The following is an 18,414-nucleotide window of genomic DNA, read 5'->3' on the forward strand; positions in this document are numbered from 1 at the left end:
GTCATGGCAGAACGTATTACTGGACACACTGAGCTGATTGGCCTGATCGCCACCCCGATTCGTCACAGCATGTCGCCCACCATGCACAACGAGGCTTTCGCCCATCTCGGGCTGGACTACGTCTATCTCGCTTTTGAAGTCGGTAACCAGGAGCTAAAAGACGTGGTGCAGGGCTTCCGGGCGATGAAGCTGCGCGGCTTTAACGTCTCTATGCCGAACAAAACCGAGATTTGCCAGTATCTCGATAAACTGTCGCCGGCGGCACAGCTGGTCGGGGCGGTCAATACCGTGGTCAACGACGACGGCGTACTGACCGGACATATCACCGATGGCACCGGCTACATGCGCGCCCTTAGCGAAGCCGGTATCGATATCATCGGCAAGAAGATGACCGTACTCGGCGCCGGCGGCGCGGCAACGGCGCTCTGCGTCCAGGCAGCACTGGATGGCGTGAAGGCGATCTCCATCTTCAACCGCCGCGATAAATTCTTCGCCAACGCAGAAGAAACCGTGGCCAAGATCCGCCACAACACCGACTGCGAGATCCATCTGTTAGATCTCGACGATCATGACAAACTGCGCGCCGAAATTGACAGCAGCGTGATCCTGACCAATGCCACCGGGGTCGGCATGAAGCCGTTCGAAGGCCAGATGCTGCTACCTGACGACAGCTTCCTGCGTCCGGACCTGATCGTCTCCGACGTCGTCTACAACCCGCGCAAAACCCACCTGCTGGAAGTGGCCGAGAAAAAAGGCTGCCGCACGCTGAACGGCCTGGGGATGATGCTGTGGCAAGGCGCGCGCGCGTTCGAAATCTGGACGGGCAAACAGATGCCGGTTGATTACATCAAGAGCATTCTGTTCTAAGAGGCGAATGATGAAAAATAAATACATCCCTACTGCGGCAGGGCTGTATCTCAACTACCTGATCCACGGTATGGGGGTGCTGTTAATCACCCTCAACATGGCCCATCTTCAGGAACAGTGGGGAACAGACAAAGCCGGCGTATCGATCGTTATATCTTCGTTAGGTATTGGTAAATTAGCGACCATCGTGACCGGATTTCTCTCGGATCGCTTCGGTCGCAAACCCTTTATCTATCTTGGGATCCTGAGCTATCTGATCTTTTTCGTCGGCATCCTGCTGACCAAAAATATCTATCTGGCTTACGTGTTCGGCATTATGGCGGGCCTGGCGAACAGCTTCCTCGACTCCGGTACCTATCCGGCGCTGATGGAATCTTTCCCGCACTCTGCCAGCCGGGCCAACGTGCTGATCAAAGCCTTCGTCTCTGCAGGGCAGTTCCTGTTGCCGTTCATTATCAGCTTCCTGATATGGGCAAATCTGTGGTTCGGCTGGTCGTTCGTGATTGCGGCAGCGCTCTTTGTACTGAGCGGGATTTATCTGCTTAAAATGCCGTTCCCTGACAGCCAGGCGGCGAAAAAAGAGGAAGCCCCTACGGCACAGGCGGAAACAGCCGTCCGGCCACAGGCTAATAAGCTGGATATGGTGATCTTCACCCTGTACGGTTATATCGGCATGGCGACCTTCTATCTGGTCAGCCAATGGCTGGCGCAGTACGGCCAGTTCGTCGTCGGCCTGCCCTATGCCTCGGCGATTAAACTGCTTAGCATCTATACCGTCGGCTCGCTGGTCTGCGTCTTTGTAACTGCCGCCTTCGTCAAAGAGGTGTTTAGCTCGGCCATTGCGATGATTATTTATACTGGCCTGTCGATGATTTCGCTGCTGTTGGTGTGCCTGTTCCCGACGCCGATGATGGTGACCGGCTTTGCTTTTGTCATCGGCTTTGCCGCCGCTGGCGGAGTGCTGCAGCTGGGTGCGACAATCATGGCGATGAGCTTCCCGAACGGAAAAGGCAAAGCAACCGGCATCTTCTACACCGCCGGCAGTATCGCCAGCTTCACGATCCCGTTGATCACCGCAAAGCTTTCGCAGATCAGTATTGCCAGCATTATGTGGTTTGATTTTCTGATCGCCGTTATCGGCTTTGTGATCGCCCTGTACATCGGCTATCGTCAACTGCAGGCTCGGGCGGCGCAAAAAGTGTCACGCACCGCAGTCACCGCCTGAAGTACAACGCGAAAAATAATGGATACCTACATGACAAATGCAGTAACCGTAAAGAACATCACCTTTCAGGAAGGGGAAACCCTCATTTGTGTACCGCTGATCGGTAAAACCCTGGATGAGATACTGGGTAACGCCCACGGCCTGGTCGATGCCGGCGCTGATATTATCGAATGGCGCGTTGACCACTTTGCCCAGGTCAGAGAGATGGCCCAGGTGATGGCCGCGCTGGCGGAAATCCGTGGCGCGCTGAAAGCGCTTCCGCTGCTATTTACCTTCCGCAGTAAGAAAGAAGGTGGCGAAACCGAGCTCAGCGACGAAGCCTATTTTGCGCTCAACCGCGAGGCCGCACGCAGTGGACTGGTTGATGTTATCGATATCGAACTGTTCAATGATGAAGCGCAGATCCGCGCGCTGGTTGACGATGCGCATGCCGCGGGCGTCAAGGTGATCATGAGTAATCATGATTTTCATAAGACCCCCGCTCAGGAAGATATTATCTATCGCCTGCGCCGCATGCAGGATCTGGGGGCCGATCTGCCGAAGATCGCGGTGATGCCGCAGTCGCCGCAGGATGTTCTGACCCTGCTGGCCGCCACGCTGACCATGAAAGAGAAGTATGCGACGCGTCCGCTGATCACCATGTCGATGGGCAAATCCGGTGGCGTTAGCCGGGTCACCGGGCGCTTGTTCGGTTCGGCGATGACCTTCGGTACCGTTGGTCAGGCCTCCGCGCCGGGGCAGATCGCCATCGCTAAGCTGCGTGAAGTGATGGATATTCTCTCCTGATATCCGGATGGCCCGGAGGTCACATCCGGGCCATCCGTTAACAGATCTTCTGGCTGTCGTGGATAACAACATTTTTAAATGACTCCAGCGCCGGAGAGAGCCCCTTGTCTTTCATGGTCGCCAGATAGATATAGCGGGGGGGGATGGTGTTTTTAATCTTCAGGATATGGACGTTGTAATAGGAGAGCGCGGTGATGCGCGGCATAATCGCGATCCCGTAGTCAATACTCACCAGCCCGGCCATCGCCGTATCCTCATCCACATAGCAGGCGATCTCCGGCACCAGCTTTTGCTGCATAAATACATTATCGATAAACGGACGTAAGCCGCTATTTTCTGAAAAATAGATATACGGATAATGAATCGTCTCCACCAGATCGACTTCATGTTCATATAGCCGGGCCAGCGGATGATCCTTTGCCGTGACCACCACCAGTTCCTGCTGGATCACCGGAATAAAATCGATATCGGGTTCATCGGCAATATAAGAGCAGATCGCCAGATCGACTTTTCCGGCCTTCAGCTCCTGCAACAGCGTCAGCGATGTCCCTTGAGTAAAAGAAAAAGTCACATTGTGACATTCAGGTGAAAGAGAATATTTATTAATTAACTGTGGAACAACATACTCCCCCATCGTGTAAATAAAGGCGATGCGAATATTCTCTTTATTCTCAGCGCCATTTTTTTGCAATATCATGCGTCCGTTCTCCAGCGAGGCCAGCGCATCTTCAACATACGGCAAAAAACGCTTGCCGTTTTGGGTAATTTTTACGTTCCGCCCCTGTCTGGCGAATAGCGCGACCCCTAACTCCTTCTCCAGCTCCGATATCGCGTGGCTTAGCGAGGGCTGGGTGATGCACAGACTGGAGGCGGCTTCGGTGTAATGCTCAGTTTCAGACAGACGTTTAAAATAATAAAGTTGCTTTAGGTTCATTATTTTTACCCGTATAATATAAGAATAAATGCACTGACGCTAATATACCATGCAAGCCACCAATAATGCGCATGAACGGGTAAATATCGGCGTTACATCAAATATTATTTGACGAAGGGCCTGAATGTGCCACAAGGCATTGCCATTCATAGATACTACCTATAGCTCCTTGAGATATTTTTGCATATTAGAATATATGCAAAAATATTTTAAACTTTAAAGGAACTCGCTATGAGTATGTCAAACTCTCAGGAAGTCCTCACTTCCACATCGGGGGCGAAAAAAAGAAGCCGCGTACGGATAGTTATTCTGCTGCTACTCTCCGTCGGAACGATGATCAATTATCTCGACCGTACCATCCTGGGTATTGTAGCGCCACAGTTAAGCAAAGAAATCCATATCGATCCGGCGATGATGGGCATCATCTTCTCCGCCTTCGCCTGGACTTATGCGCTGGCGCAGATCCCCGGCGGGATGTTTTTAGACCGCTTTGGCAACAAAGTGACCTATGCCCTGTCAATTTTCTTCTGGTCGCTGTTTACCCTGCTGCAAAGTTTCACCCTCGGCCTAAAATCCCTGCTGCTTCTGCGCCTGGGACTCGGCGTCAGCGAAGCGCCCTGCTTTCCGGCCAACAGCCGCATCGTCAGCACCTGGTTCCCTCAGCATGAGCGCGCGCGGGCAACGGCAACGTATACAGTTGGTGAATATATAGGGCTGGCCGCTTTCTCGCCGCTGTTATTTTTAATTCTCGAACATCATGGCTGGAGAACGCTTTTTTTCCTCACCGGCGGATTAGGTATTTTATTTACTTTAGTGTGGTGGCGTTTTTATCATGAACCGCATGAATCGCACACGGCTAATCAAGCGGAGCTGGAGTATATCGGCGCAAACGGCATTAACAATAAAATCCAGAACGTTCCATTTAACTGGCGTGACGCCAGACGCCTGCTGGGCTGTCGCCAGATCCTCGGCGCCAGCCTGGGTCAGTTCGCCGGCAACACCACACTGGTCTTTTTCCTGACGTGGTTTCCCAGCTACCTCGCCAACGAGCGCCATCTTCCATGGCTGCACGTCGGCTTCTTCGCCACCTGGCCCTTCCTTGCCGCCGCAATTGGCATCCTCTTCGGCGGCTGGATCTCCGACCGGTTGTTGAAGCGAACCGGCTCCGTCAACATCAGTCGAAAGTTACCAATAATTTCCGGTTTATTGCTGTCCAGCTGTATTATCGCGGCGAATTGGGTAAGCGCCAATAGCACCGTAATTATTATCATGTCGGTGGCTTTTTTTGGCCAGGGGATGGTCGGTCTGGGCTGGACCTTAATTTCGGATATTGCCCCGGAAAATATGGCAGGCCTCACCGGCGGCATATTTAATTTCTGTGCCAATATGGCCTCGATTATCGCACCACTGATAATTGGTGTGATTATTTCCGCCACGGGTAATTTCTTTTACGCGCTGATCTACGTCGGCCTGACGGCGCTGATTGGGGTGATTGCCTACATTTTTATCATCGGCGACATTAAGCGTATCGAACTCAAGTAGGCCTGGTCGCCCCGGCGATGCCGGGGCGAGTAGTCAGATATCCTTCACCTTGCTGGTCAAAAACAGCGTCACCAGCGAAATGGCCGCGATCGTCCAGTAGACGCTGGCGTGACCATAGCTCTGGGACAGCGCCCCCTGCATCACGCCGGCAAGGATCACGCCGGTGGAAATACTGTTGGTGAACAGGGTGGTCGCCGCTCCCGCCCGTCCCGGCATTAAATCCTGGAACCACAGCATGCCTATCCCGGCGATAATGCCGATAAAGATGGCATTGAACAGCTGCAGAGCCAGCAGCGCCGTGCGACCATGAAACAGGATCAGTCCGGCATAAAACAGCACGCCGGCGGCCACCGCCGCCACCATCATTTTACGTTTGCCAAAGCGCTTTACGTAGTAGCCGGCGAGGATCATCGCCGGTATCTCCAGCCCGGCGGCAGTGCCCATCAGGATCCCGGCCAGGCTGTCGGGAAGCCCGAGATCGCTGCTGATCCACAGCGGCATATCAATGATGTACATGGTGTTGCAGGTCCACATCAGGGTGGAGGCGATAAACAGCATACGCACGTTCTTGTCCTGCCAGCCGCCGGCCTGCGCTAGCGCCGCCGCCTCCTCCGAGGGCTGTTCCACACGCGGAACCGAAGGCAGTTTGATGGCAATCAGAGCGAGGCTAATGACAAAAATGCCCGCCGCAATGGAGAACATGGTGGTGAAGCCATAGTTGAGCGCCAGCATAAAGGCCAGCGGCGGGCCAATCACCCAAGCCAGCGACAGCTGGGCGCGCATGACCGAGCTGAACATCACCACTTCCCGCGCCGAGCTGTCGGCGTACTCCCGCGCCAGCGCGAAGAGCTGCGGCATGGCCGCGTTGGCAATGGATGCCAGCATCACGCCGCAGGTGATCAGCGTCAGATAGTGGCGGTTGAAGGCAAACAGCAGCGCATTACCCACCGCCATCAGACAGCAGAACATAATCAACCGCCGCCGGTCGCCGCGGCTATCGGAGCGCTTGGCCAGCCACAGGCTAACCAGGATCCCGGCGATGGCGTTTACGGTATAGAACAGGCCCACCCAGAACGGTTGCGCCCCCACTTCGCGGCTGAGAAACAAACTCAACGTCGGCGCCTGCAACGCGCCCGCCACGCCCATCATAAAAGCAACCAGCATAAAGGCGGCATAGACGCCGTTAAGCCGTCGTCCCATCGTCATCAACCACAGCATGGAATGTCCTTAACACACGCGAAGAAAACGAAAAAAGCCAGCAGAGGCTTTCTGCTGGCGGGTGATTCTATACTCTATGGATTTCATGCTGCAGGACAAAACGGTTAACCATTTTGCGTCGCGCTCGCGCTGGCCCTGAAAAGGTGAGTCCCGTAGAGGCGAATCACGCAGCCCGAACATACGGCCCAGGAAGCATCGACAGCGCACCTGCAGTTTGAAAAACGACGAGTATAACACCAATACTCAGTCACACATGATGTCTGCAAGTCAATGATCAGAGGTCGTTGACGTCACTCCCCACTGCATCAGTTCCCCCAGAATTTCCTGCTGTCGTCCTGCCATCAGGCGGGCCAGCCAGGACGCTTCCTGCGTCGCAGAAAAGTAGCGTTGGTAGAACGATTTTGCGGTAGACCTCATCATATTCACCTCCTCGCTTCATCGGGATTCATTATTGGCTTAATATAGGAAGTAATAAATTGCTGAGTTTTTCCGCAGGAGTTCCCCTTTTATGTCTTCCGGCCGTCTGCAACAACAGTTCATTCGCCTATGGCAGTGCTGCGACGGCAAGTCGCAGGAGACCACCCTTAACGAGCTGGCGGAAATGCTGAGCTGCTCGCGCCGCCATATGCGCACCCTGCTCAATATGATGGAGTCCCGCGGCTGGCTGACCTGGGAAGCGGAGGCAGGCCGCGGCAAGCGTTCGCGGCTAACCTTTCTCTATACCGGCCTCGCCCTGCAGCAGCAACGTGCCGAAGATCTCCTTGAGCAGGATCGCATCGATCAGCTGGTGCAGTTGGTCGGCGATAAGGCTGCCGTCCGCCAGATGCTGGTCTCGCATCTCGGCCGCAGCTTCCGCCAGGGGCGGCACATCCTGCGCGTGCTCTACTATCGTCCGATGAAGAATTTGCTGCCAGGTAGCGCGCTGCGGCGTTCGGAAACGCATATTGCCCGGCAAATATTCAGCGCCCTGACGCGGGTAAATGAGGAAAATGGGGAACTGGAAGCCGATATTGCCCACCACTGGCAGCAGCTGACCCCCACCCACTGGCGCTTTTTCCTCCGTCCCGGCATCCATTTTCACCATGGCCGTGAGCTGGAGATGGCGGATGTGATCGCCTCTCTGCAGCGCAGCAATGCCCTGCCGCTCTATTCACATATCGAACGCATCGAATCGCCCACCGCCTGGACCCTGGATATTCATCTGCGCCAGCCTGACCGCTGGCTGCCCTGGCTGCTGGGGCAGGTGCCGGCGATGGTGCTGCCGCAGGAGTGGCAGACCATGAACCACTTTTCCTCCATGCCGGTCGGCACCGGCCCTTATGCCGTGGTGCGTAACAACCAGAATCAGCTCAAGATCCATGCCTTTGAGGACTATTTTGGCTACCGGGCGCTGATCGATGAGGTGAACGTCTGGGTGCTGCCGGAGATTAGCGAAGAGCCCAACGGCGGCCTGACGCTGCAGGGCAATACCGAAAGCGAAAAAGCGGTAGAGAGTCGCCTGGAAGAGGGCTGCTATTACCTGCTGTTCGACTCGCGAAGCCCGCTGGGGGCCAACGACGCGGTGCGCCGCTGGCTAAGCTATCTGTTTCAGCCCGCCAACCTGCTCTACCATGCGGGCGAACACTACCAGGGCAACTGGTTTCCCGCCTACGGCCTGCTGCCGCGCTGGCATCACGCCAGCAACCACGCCTGCGAGAAGCCGGCGGGGCTGGAGACAGTCACCCTTACCTACTACCGCGATCACGTCGAACATCGGGTGATCGGCGGGATCATGCGCGACCTGCTGGCGGCGCATCAGGTAAAGCTGGAGATCCAGGAGCTGGAGTACGATGCCTGGCATCGCGGCGAGGTGGTCAGCGATATCTGGCTCAACAGCGTGAACTTCACCTTACCGATCGAATTTTCGCTCTTCGCCTATCTGTACGAAGTCCCGCTGATTCAGCGCTGCATTCCCATTGACTGGCAGGCAGACGCCTGCCGCTGGCGAGCAGGAGAGTTTAATCCGGCCACCTGGAGCCAGCGGCTGCTGGCCGGGCAACATATCGTGCCGCTGATCCACCACTGGCTGATGATTCAGGGTCAGCGCAGTATGCGCGGCGTGAGGATGAATACCCTCGGCTGGTTCGATTTTAAATCCGCATGGTTTGCGCCGCCGGAGCCGTAAGCGCTTTCCGTCATCTGACAAAATCATTACACTAAGGCCGTTCTCAACGGGGTGCTAATAAACATACGCAATATCATTCAAGTTGCATCAAGGCAGCAAGCGGGTGAATCCCCTGGAGCATAGATAACTATGTGACTGGGGTGAACGCGCGAAGCTAACGCAGATGCGGCTTGAAGGATGAAGCGCATGGGCTGAGAAAATACCCGTCGAACCTGATCCGGATAACGCCGGCGAAGGGATTTGAGGCTCACTCAAAATCCTTTGCCACCCCTTTTTTCTGAGGTGCAAAGTGTTGAAAAAATTACTCCCGCTGCTGGCGCTGGTCGCCATGCCCGCTTTGGCTAAGCCTGTTCTTACCGTCTATACCTATGACTCCTTCTCTGCCGACTGGGGCCCCGGCCCGGCGGTCAAAAAAGCCTTTGAAGCGGAGTGCGGCTGCGAGCTGAAGTTCGTCGCGCTGGAAGATGGCGTTTCGCTACTGAATCGCCTGCGCATGGAAGGCAAAAACAGCAAGGCCGACGTCGTGCTTGGCCTTGATAACAACCTGCTGGAAGCCGCGGCGCAGAGTAAACTGTTTGCCAAAAGCAACGTACCCGCCAGCGCGGTCAGCGTGCCGGGCGGCTGGGATAATGACACCTTTGTTCCCTACGACTACGGCTATTTCGCCTTCGTCTATGACAAAAACAAACTGGCTAATCCACCGAAGAGCCTGAAAGAGCTGGTCGAGGGCCCGCAAAAATGGCGGGTCATCTATGAAGATCCGCGTACCAGCACCCCGGGACTGGGCCTGCTGCTGTGGATGCAAAAGGTCTATGGCGATCAAGCGCCCGAGGCCTGGCAGAAGCTGGCCGCGAAAACCGTTACCGTCACCAAAGGCTGGAGCGAAGCCTATGGTCTGTTCCTGAAAGGGGAAAGCGACCTGGTGTTGAGCTATACCACCTCGCCGGCCTACCACATGATTGAAGAGAAGAAAGACAACTATGCGGCGGCGAGCTTCGCCGAGGGCCACTATCTGCAGGTCGAAGTTGCCGCGCGTACCGCCGCCAGCAAGCAGCCGGAACTGGCGGAAAAATTCCTCAAATTTATGGTATCTCCTGGCTTCCAGAACGCCATCCCTACCGGCAACTGGATGTATCCGGTGACCAAGGTCACCCTGCCGGCCGGGTTTGATACCCTGGTGAAGCCGCAGACCACCCTGTCCTTTACCCCGCAGCAGGTCGCCAGCGAGCGTCAAACCTGGATTAGCGCATGGCAACGCGCCGTCAGCCGCTAAACCTTCGCGGGCTGATGCCGGGCCTGTTCGCCGCTACGCTGCTGTGCGCTGTCGCGCTGGCGGCGTTTCTGGCGCTGTGGTTTAGCGCCCCCGGCGCGGGCTGGCAATCGGTCTTCAGCGATAGCTACCTGTGGCATGTGGTCCGCTTCTCCTTCTGGCAGGCGTCGCTGTCAGCGCTGATCTCGGTGGGACCAGCCATCTTTCTCGCCCGCGCGCTTTATCGGCGTCGCTTCCCGGGCCGTACGCTGCTGCTGCGCCTGTGCGCGATGACCCTGATCCTGCCGGTGCTGGTGGCGGTGTTCGGTATCCTCAGCGTCTATGGCCGCCAGGGCTGGCTGGCCTCACTATTTCACGCGCTCGGCTGGCAATGGGAGTTCTCGCCCTACGGTCTGCAGGGCATCCTGCTGGCGCACGTCTTTTTCAATATGCCGATGGCGACCCGTCTGCTGCTGCAGGCGCTGGAGAACATTCCCGGCGAGCAGCGGCAAATTGCCGCCCAGCTTGGCATGCGCGGCTATGCCTTCTTCCGCCTCGTCGAATGGCCGTGGCTGCGCCGGCACATTCCCGCCGTCGCCGCGCTGATTTTTATGCTCTGCTTCGCCAGCTTCGCCACCGTGCTCTCGCTGGGCGGCGGCCCGAAAGCCACCACGATCGAGCTGGCTATCTACCAGGCGCTGAGCTTTGATTACGATCCGGCGCGAGCGGCAATGCTGGCGCTGATCCAGATGCTCTGCTGCCTTGGGCTGGTGCTGCTTAGCCAGCGTCTGAGTAAAGCCGTCGCCATCGGCGTCAGCCATGTGCGCGGCTGGCGCGACCCTGACGATCGCCTGCATAGCCGCCTGAGCGACGGGTTGCTGATCGGCGCCGCCCTGCTGCTGCTGCTCCCGCCGCTGCTGGCGGTCATCGTCGACGGGATCAACCGTAATATGCTGGACGTGCTGGCGCAGCCAGCGCTCTGGCAGGCATTGAGCACCTCTCTACGCATCGCCATCGCCGCCGGGCTATTGAGCGTGACCCTGACGATGATGCTGTTATGGAGCAGCCGGGAGCTGCGCGCTCGCCAGCGGCCGTTGGCCGGGCAGGCAATGGAACTGAGCGGCATGCTGATCCTTGCGATGCCGGGAATTGTGCTGGCGACCGGCTTCTTCCTGCTGCTCAATAACACTATCGGCCTGCCGGAGTCCGCCGACGGCATCGTCATCTTCACTAATGCCCTGATGGCGATCCCCTATGCGCTGAAAGTACTGGAAAACCCGATGCGCGACATTGCCGCCCGCTACAGCATGCTGTGCCAGTCGCTGGGTATTGAAGGCTTTGCCCGGCTGCGGGTGGTCGAGCTTCGCGCTCTCCGGCGCCCGCTGGCCCAGGCGCTCGCCTTCGCCTGCGTACTGTCGATTGGCGATTTCGGCGTGGTGGCGCTGTTCGGCAACGAGGCGTTCCGCACCCTGCCTTTCTATCTGTACCAGCAGATAGGCGCCTACCGCAGCCAGGACGGGGCCGTCACCGCCCTGCTCCTGCTGCTGCTCTGTTTCTTGTTGTTTACGCTGATTGAAAAACTTCCGGGGCGTGATGCTAAAACTCAATGATGTGACCTGGCTATACCAGCATCTGCCGATGCGCTTCACCCTCGACGTCGCGCGCGGGGAGCGCATCGCGGTGCTCGGTCCCAGCGGCGCCGGAAAGAGCACCCTGCTGAATCTGATCGCCGGGTTTCTGCCACCCGCCAGCGGCAGCCTGCTGATTAACGGCGAGGCGCATAACGCGACGCCGCCGGCGCAGCGTCCGGTCTCGATGTTGTTTCAGGAGAATAACCTGTTTAACCATCTGACCATTCGACAAAATATCAGCCTCGGCATCCACCCAGGCCTTAAACTGAACCGCGAGCAGCAGGCGCAGGTCACGGCGATAGCTGGACAGATGGGAATTGATGCGCTGCTGGAACGTCTGCCCGGCGAGCTCTCCGGCGGTCAGCGGCAGCGCGCGGCGCTGGCCCGCTGTCTGGTGCGCCAGCAGCCGGTGCTGCTGCTGGATGAACCCTTCTCGGCGCTCGATCCGGCACTGCGCCAGGAGATGCTGTCCCTGGTCGCCGATGTCTGCGAGCAGCAGCAGCTCACCCTGCTGATGGTCTCCCACAGCGTAGAGGACGCCGCGCGCATCGCGCCGCGCTCGATGGTGGTCGCCGAAGGGCGCATTGTCTGGGATGGCGCCACCGCCGAGCTGTTAAGCGGCCACAGCAGCGCCTCGCATTTGATGGGGATCAGCGCGCGATGACTTTGTGCAGGATCGCCAGATAGACCGGCATCAGCGGATGGCGGAAGACAAATGTTACCGCTGTAGCCGCCAGCGCGACCATCAGCGGCGACAGCCACAGCAGTCGGCCGCGCGGCAGCCAGCGGGTCAGCCGATCGCCTGAGGTTTTCGCGCTCCGCCACAGCCGCCAGCACAGCCATCCCGCCAGCCAGGCCAGCAGCGCCGCCCCCAATAGCAGCCATTTAAAGCTGGCGCTGTTTTCATCAGCCGGAATATCAATCGCCGCCCCGGCGAGGATGCCCGGAAGGAAATAGAGCGGCGGCCAGAGCAGGCAGCCGATAATATTCGGTAGCACGAACTTGGCCACCGGCAGGTCGAGCATCCCGGCGACCATTGGCACCAGCGGACGCGTCGGTCCGACAAAGCGGCCAATCAGAATGGTGATCATGCTGTGCTGATGCAGCGCATGCTCGGTTTTCTCCAGCAGGGCGCGGTTTTTCTTCATAAACGACCAGCGGTGCAACGGCTTCTTAAAGCGCCAGCCGAGCCAGAATGAGATCCAGTCGCCCAGCAGGCAGCCGACAATCCCCGCCAGCCACGCCTGCCAGAAGTTAACTTCGCCGCCGCCGATGAGCGCCCCAAGACCAGCCATCATCACCGTGCCGGGTAAGATAAGCCCCACCAGCGCCAGCGACTCGAGAAAGGCCACCAGCATCACGGCTAACAATGAGTAGACCGTGGATTGGGTAATAAAGTGTTCGAGCAATGCTTGCATAATGTACCCGGTTAAAAAACGAAGCCCGGATTCTCCGAAGCCATCGCGCCGTCGTCAAGCCATCAATTGTCTTAATAGTTTACTGGCTGTGACATTTAAGCGGGTCATCATTTCACTTTCTTTACTTTTTATTCACAACCCGCGCGGAATTCGCTCGGGCTGGCCCCGGTGCATTTTTTAAACACGCGGGAAAAATAGAGCTGATCTTCGAAGCCGACGTTGCGCCCAACGGTGGCGATCGGCATCCGCGTGGTGCTGAGCAACAGTTTGGCCTGGCTGATGCGCTGATCCTCCCGCCAGCCGAGGACGCTGACCCCCAGCTGCTGGCGGAACAGGTGCGACAGACGCGAGGGCGACAGGCAGACGTGCTGGGCGACGCTGGCGATATCAAAATGGCTGTCCGCCAGATGGTCGCTGATGTACTGGCAGGCGTCGCGCACCCGGTTGTCCAGCGGCGGATGCAGCGATTCGTTGATCGCCTCCATGCGCCGCAGCAGCAGCTGTTCCAGCAGGTTTATCGCCAACAGTTCGGAATAGCGCCCAGCCCCCTGCCCGGCATCAACGATCTGGCCGAACAGCTCGCCAAAGCGCGCCTGCCACTGTTCATCCGGACGAAAAAAGCCGGTCTGGGCAAAAATCGTTGGCCAGTTGAGCCACTCGTGCCAGTAGGCGCGCGGGCGGAAGTAGACCCACTGGTGATACCACTCGCTGGCGTCGGGATGGCGGCCATAGTGATGAATTTCCCCGGGCGGGAACAGCAGCATATCGCCCGGCCGGCAGACAAACTGTTCGCCGTGGTTGTTGATCACCCCCTCGCCGCGAATCGTCAGATTGAGAATATAGCCTTTCATACCCAGCGGGCGGTCGATAAAGAAATCCAGGTATCCCTGCGCCTCAATCGGCGTCAGGCCGGTGACCAGATGAGCGTTAAAAGAGTAGCCCGGCAGCAGCGGATCGTTTTGCGTTTCGGCCATACGCGTGGTTCTCCCCGAAGGTTTCAGTGGCACCAATTGTCCATATTCATCATTTTATCGCTCTCGGCCCTGTCGCGACTGCGACGACGGTGGGAATTTGGCGAAAAACCCGCACAGCAAGCGAAAAAAGCGCCAGCAGCGTGCATTCCACCGTGATATGCCGGGTAACAAAAGTGTCTATAAATACGGCAGAAAAGTCCACATCGAATATTTGCACGGCGTCACACTTTGCAAGGTAACAGCAAAATAATCCATAAGATTAGCGAATCCGGCCTGACGGATTTTGCCGGGGATATCTACTGTTGCTGCATGAATGATTTCTGCATGGAGTAACAAGATGGCAATTGCGATTGGCCTCGACTTTGGTAGTGACTCAGTCCGCGCTCTGGCGGTGGAATGCGCGTCCGGCGCAGAGCTGGCGACCAGCGTGGAGTGGTATCCGCGCTGGCGGGAAGGACAGTATTGCGATGGCGCTAACAACCGCTTCCGCCATCACCCGCGAGATTACATCGAGTCCATGGAAGCGGCGCTGAAAAGCGTGCTCGCTTCGCTGAGCGCCGAACAGCGCGCCGACGTCGTGGGCATTGGCGTCGACAGCACCGGCTCAACTCCGGCTCCCGTCGATGCCGAGGGCAACGTGCTGGCGCTGCGCGAAGAATTCGCTGACAACCCTAACGCCATGTTTGTCCTGTGGAAGGATCACACCGCGGTCGAGGAAGCCGAGGCGATCACCCGCCTGTGCCACCAGCCGGGCAAAGAGGATTACTCGCGCTATATCGGCGGGATCTACTCCAGCGAATGGTTCTGGGCCAAAATCCTTCACGTCACCCGCGAAGATAGCGCCGTCGCCCAGGCAGCCGCCTCGTGGGTAGAGCTTTGCGACTGGGTGCCCGCCCTGCTCTCCGGTACTACGCGTCCGCAGGATCTGCGCCGCGGCCGCTGCAGCGCCGGACATAAATCGCTGTGGCATGAGAGCTGGGGCGGTCTGCCGCCGGCCAGCTTCTTCGATGAGCTTGATCCCATCATCAACCAGCATCTGGCCTGGCCGCTGTTCACCGATACCTGGACGGCCGATGTGCCGGTCGGCACGCTGAGCGCAGAGTGGGCCCAGCGCCTGGGTCTGTCACAGAGTGTGGCCATCTCCGGCGGCGCCTTCGACTGCCACATGGGCGCCGTTGGCGCCGGCGCGCAGCCTAACGCGCTGGTGAAAGTCATCGGCACCTCCACCTGCGACATTCTGATCGCCGATAAAGAGAGCGTCGGCGAGCGCACGGTCAAAGGCATCTGCGGCCAGGTCGACGGCAGCGTGGTTCCACACTTTATCGGCATGGAGGCAGGCCAGTCCGCCTTCGGCGATATTTACGCCTGGTTTGGCCGCATTCTCGGCTGGCCGCTGGAGCAGCTGGCTCAGCAGCAGCCGGCGTTGCGCGAGCAAATCAAAGCCAGCCAAAAACAGTTACTGCCGGCGCTCACCGAAGCCTGGGCCAACAATCCATCGCTGGAGCATCTGCCGGTGGTGCTCGACTGGTTCAACGGCCGCCGCACGCCGAATGCCAACCAGCGCCTGAAAGGGGTGATCACCGACCTTAACCTGGCCACCGACGCGCCGGCGCTGTTCGGCGGTCTGATCGCCGCCACCGCCTTCGGCGCTCGCGCCATTATGGAGTGCTTCACCGAGCAGGGGATCCCGGTTAACAACGTCATGGCGCTTGGCGGTATCGCGCGGAAAAACCAGGTCATCATGCAGGCCTGCTGCGACGTGCTGAACCGTCCGCTGCAGATTGTCGCCTCCGATCAGTGCTGCGCGCTGGGGGCGGCTATCTTCGCCGCCGTCGCCGCCGGCGTCTATGAGGATATTCCAGCCGCCCAACAGCGGATGGCAAGCCAGGTGGAAACTACCCTGCAGCCGCGTCCGGCGCAGGCACAGCGTTTCGAACAACTCTATCAGCGCTACCAGCAATGGTCGGTCAGCGCGGAACAACACTATCTCCCTTCGGCTGCAAAGGCGGAAAAAGCCCCGCAATCTAAGGCAGCGCTCACCCATTAAGGATACGAAAATGACGATTTTTGATAACTATGAAGTATGGTTCGTTATTGGCAGCCAACATCTGTACGGCCCGGAAGCCCTGCGCCAGGTGACGAAGCATGCCGAACATGTGGTGAACAGCCTGAATGCGGAAGCCAAACTGCCGTGCAAACTGGTCCTTAAGCCGCTGGGCACCACCCCGGACGAGATCACCCATATCTGCCGCGACGCCAACTACGATGACAAATGCGCCGGGTTAGTGGTCTGGCTGCATACCTTCTCGCCGGCAAAAATGTGGATCAACGGCCTGACCATCCTCAATAAGCCGCTGCTGCAGTTCCATACTCAGTACAACGCCGCGCTGCCGTGGGACAGCATCGATATGGACTTTATGAACCTGAACCAGACCGCGCACGGCGGCCGCGAGTTCGGCTTCATCGGCGCCCGCATGCGCCAGCAACACAGCGTGGTCACCGGCCACTGGCAGGATAAAGAGGCCCACCAGCGTATCGGCGGCTGGATGCGTCAGGCGGTCTCCAAACAGGATACCCGTCATCTGAAAGTGTGCCGTTTCGGCGATAACATGCGCGAAGTGGCGGTGACTGACGGCGATAAAGTCGCCGCGCAGATTAAGTTTGGCTTCTCGGTGAACACCTGGGCGGTCGGCGATCTGGTGCAGGTGGTGAACAGCATCAGCGACGGCGATATCAGCGCCCTGGTCGATGAATATGAGAGCAGCTACCGTCTGACCCCGGCAGCGCAGGTTCACGGCGAGAAGCGCCAGAACGTGCTGGACGCCGCGCGCATTGAGCTGGGGATGAAACGCTTCCTCGAACAGGGCGGTTTCCACGCCTTTACCACCACCTTTGAAGATCTCCACGGCCTGAAACAGCTCCCGGGTCTCGCCGTACAGCGCCTGATGCAGCAGGGCTACGGCTTTGCCGGCGAGGGCGACTGGAAAACCGCCGCTCTGCTTCGCATCATGAAGGTGATGTCAACTGGTCTGCAGGGCGGCACCTCCTTTATGGAGGATTACACCTACCACTTCGACAATGGTAACGATCTGGTGCTCGGCTCGCACATGCTGGAAGTGTGCCCGACGATCGCCACCGTCGAGAAACCGATCCTCGACGTTCAGCCGCTGGGCATCGGCGGCAAAGCGGATCCAGCGCGCCTGATCTTCAATACTCAAACCGGCCCGGCGATCGTCGCCAGCCTGATCGACCTGGGAGACCGCTTCCGTCTGCTGGTCAATACCATCGAAACCGTCCCAACGCCGCACGATCTGCCGAAGCTGCCGGTGGCCAACGCCCTGTGGAAAGCGCAGCCGGATCTGCGTACCGCGTCGGAAGCCTGGATCATCGCCGGCGGCGCGCACCATACCGTCTTCAGCCATGCGCTGAACCTCGACGATATGCGCCAGTTCGCCGAGCTGCATGATATCGAGCTGACCGTCATTGACAACGATACCCGTCTGCCGTCCTTCAAGGACGCGCTGCGCTGGAATGAAGTGTATTACGGTTCAAAACGCTAAGAGGCTGTCCCCTCACCCTTCCCCTCTCCCCGTTGGGGAGAGGGGACCGACCGGGCGCCATGCCGCCTTTCTCCCTCTCCCGCCGGGAGAGGGTCGGGGTGAGGGATACCCGACTCGCCTGCTATTCGGAGCACACTATGTTAGAAGATCTTAAACGCCAGGTGCTGGAAGCTAACCTGGCCCTGCCAAAGCATAATCTGGTGACCTTAACCTGGGGCAACGTCAGCGCCGTCGACCGCGAGAAAGGGGTGTTCGTGATCAAACCCTCCGGCGTGGATTACCGCGTGATGACCGCCGACGATATGGTGGTGGTCAGTCTGGAGAGCGGCGAAGTGGTAGAGGGTAATAAAAAGCCCTCGTCGGATACCCCGACCCATCGCCTGCTGTATCAGGCCTTCCCGACGCTGGGCGGCATTGTGCATACCCATTCGCGCCACGCCACCATCTGGGCGCAGGCCGGGCAATCTATTCCCGCGACCGGCACTACCCATGCCGACTACTTTTATGGCCCGGTGCCCTGCACCCGGTTAATGACCGATGCGGAGATCAACGGCGACTATGAGTGGGAAACCGGCAACGTGATTGTCGAAACCTTCCGCCAGCAGGGAATCGACCCGGCGCAGATGCCCGGCGTGCTGGTCCATTCCCACGGCCCGTTCGCCTGGGGCAAGAACGCCGAAGACGCGGTGCATAACGCCATCGTGCTGGAAGAGATCGCCTATATGGGGATTTTCTGCCGCCAGCTGGCGCCGCAGCTGCCGGCTATGCAGCAGACCCTGCTGGATAAGCACTATCTGCGTAAGCATGGGGCCAAAGCCTACTACGGCCAATAATCACCCTGCTCGC

Annotated in this window: 16 protein-coding genes and 1 riboswitch; of the genes, 11 read left to right on the plus strand and 5 right to left on the minus strand. The window is 58.3% G+C overall.

All coding sequences use genetic code 11. From position 1 onward, the window contains the following. Positions 1-3 precede the first annotated feature (3 nt). From KB890_RS10285 to aroD, 3 genes are read left to right on the plus strand one after another with little or no spacing between them, the layout of a single operon-like run. Positions 4-867, plus strand: a complete 864-nt coding sequence (locus tag KB890_RS10285; protein ID WP_020325302.1) for a shikimate dehydrogenase — start codon at positions 4-6, stop codon at positions 865-867. Positions 868-877: 10 nt separating this feature from the next. Then, positions 878-2,092: an MFS transporter gene (locus KB890_RS10290; protein WP_002888458.1), complete on the plus strand. Its 1,215-nt coding sequence runs from the start codon at positions 878-880 to the stop codon at positions 2,090-2,092. A gap of 30 nt (positions 2,093-2,122) precedes the next feature. Continuing rightward, positions 2,123-2,878, plus strand: a complete 756-nt coding sequence (gene aroD, locus KB890_RS10295) for a type I 3-dehydroquinate dehydratase (protein ID WP_004177420.1) — start codon at positions 2,123-2,125, stop codon at positions 2,876-2,878. Between the two features lie 37 nt (positions 2,879-2,915). On the opposite strand, the gene KB890_RS10300 is transcribed toward aroD, so the two are convergent. Continuing rightward, positions 2,916-3,812, minus strand: coding sequence for a LysR family transcriptional regulator (locus KB890_RS10300; RefSeq protein ID WP_002888455.1), 897 nt, complete (start codon positions 3,810-3,812; stop codon positions 2,916-2,918). A 231-nt stretch (positions 3,813-4,043) separates the two neighbouring features. On the opposite strand from KB890_RS10300, the gene KB890_RS10305 reads away from it, so the two are divergent. Further along, positions 4,044-5,354: an MFS transporter gene (locus tag KB890_RS10305; protein ID WP_020806175.1), complete on the plus strand. Its 1,311-nt coding sequence runs from the start codon at positions 4,044-4,046 to the stop codon at positions 5,352-5,354. A 33-nt stretch (positions 5,355-5,387) separates the two neighbouring features. Here the strand turns inward: KB890_RS10305 and KB890_RS10310 are convergent, their stop codons facing one another. Together KB890_RS10310 and sgrT are read right to left on the minus strand one after the other, a co-directional pair. Next, entirely contained in the window at positions 5,388-6,572 is a 1,185-nt protein-coding gene (locus KB890_RS10310; protein WP_004147046.1) for a sugar efflux transporter, read from the minus strand. A gap of 267 nt (positions 6,573-6,839) precedes the next feature. Beyond that, the gene (gene sgrT, locus KB890_RS10315; RefSeq protein WP_002888448.1) at positions 6,840-6,992 is read right to left on the minus strand and encodes a glucose uptake inhibitor SgrT; all 153 of its coding nucleotides are present in this window, start codon (positions 6,990-6,992) and stop codon (positions 6,840-6,842) included. Positions 6,993-7,080: 88 nt separating this feature from the next. On the opposite strand from sgrT, the gene sgrR reads away from it, so the two are divergent. The 4 genes from sgrR to thiQ all read left to right on the plus strand — a co-directional run bounded on the left by sgrR (position 7,081) and on the right by thiQ (position 12,280). Continuing rightward, positions 7,081-8,736 (plus strand): HTH-type transcriptional regulator SgrR, encoded by a 1,656-nt coding sequence (gene sgrR, locus KB890_RS10320; protein ID WP_004145968.1) that lies wholly within the window; start codon positions 7,081-7,083, stop codon positions 8,734-8,736. Between the two features lie 37 nt (positions 8,737-8,773). Then, positions 8,774-8,993, plus strand: a riboswitch (TPP riboswitch). Positions 8,994-9,025: 32 nt separating this feature from the next. Beyond that, positions 9,026-10,009 carry a thiamine ABC transporter substrate binding subunit gene (thiB, locus tag KB890_RS10325; protein WP_004178584.1) on the plus strand — a complete coding sequence of 328 codons (984 nt, stop codon included), beginning with the start codon at positions 9,026-9,028 and terminating at the stop codon, positions 10,007-10,009. Next, positions 9,985-11,595, plus strand: a complete 1,611-nt coding sequence (thiP, locus tag KB890_RS10330; protein ID WP_004147039.1) for a thiamine/thiamine pyrophosphate ABC transporter permease ThiP — start codon at positions 9,985-9,987, stop codon at positions 11,593-11,595. The genes thiB and thiP overlap by 25 nt, the downstream gene beginning before the upstream one ends. After that, positions 11,579-12,280, plus strand: a complete 702-nt coding sequence (thiQ, locus tag KB890_RS10335) for a thiamine ABC transporter ATP-binding protein ThiQ (RefSeq protein WP_004178579.1) — start codon at positions 11,579-11,581, stop codon at positions 12,278-12,280. The genes thiP and thiQ overlap by 17 nt, the downstream gene beginning before the upstream one ends. On the opposite strand, the gene KB890_RS10340 is transcribed toward thiQ, so the two are convergent. Together KB890_RS10340 and araC are read right to left on the minus strand one after the other, a co-directional pair. Next, complete coding sequence (locus tag KB890_RS10340) at positions 12,267-13,034, minus strand: DedA family protein (RefSeq protein ID WP_020325294.1); 768 nt, start codon at positions 13,032-13,034, stop codon at positions 12,267-12,269. The genes thiQ and KB890_RS10340 overlap by 14 nt on opposite strands. A 128-nt stretch (positions 13,035-13,162) precedes the next feature. Next, positions 13,163-14,008, minus strand: a complete 846-nt coding sequence (araC, locus tag KB890_RS10345) for an arabinose operon transcriptional regulator AraC (protein ID WP_004145972.1) — start codon at positions 14,006-14,008, stop codon at positions 13,163-13,165. Positions 14,009-14,345: 337 nt separating this feature from the next. Here araC and araB point away from each other — a divergent pair, with 337 nt between their 5' ends. From araB to araD, 3 genes are all read left to right on the plus strand, one after another. Then, positions 14,346-16,055, plus strand: coding sequence for a ribulokinase (araB, locus tag KB890_RS10350; protein ID WP_020325227.1), 1,710 nt, complete (start codon positions 14,346-14,348; stop codon positions 16,053-16,055). Between the two features lie 10 nt (positions 16,056-16,065). Further along, positions 16,066-17,568 (plus strand): L-arabinose isomerase, encoded by a 1,503-nt coding sequence (araA, locus tag KB890_RS10355; RefSeq protein ID WP_002888357.1) that lies wholly within the window; start codon positions 16,066-16,068, stop codon positions 17,566-17,568. Positions 17,569-17,705: 137 nt separating this feature from the next. After that, entirely contained in the window at positions 17,706-18,401 is a 696-nt protein-coding gene (gene araD / locus KB890_RS10360) for an L-ribulose-5-phosphate 4-epimerase (protein ID WP_002888353.1), read from the plus strand. Positions 18,402-18,414 lie beyond the last annotated feature (13 nt).

Source organism: Klebsiella sp. P1954 (assembly GCF_018199955.1).
Taxonomy (GTDB): domain Bacteria; phylum Pseudomonadota; class Gammaproteobacteria; order Enterobacterales; family Enterobacteriaceae; genus Klebsiella; species Klebsiella pneumoniae.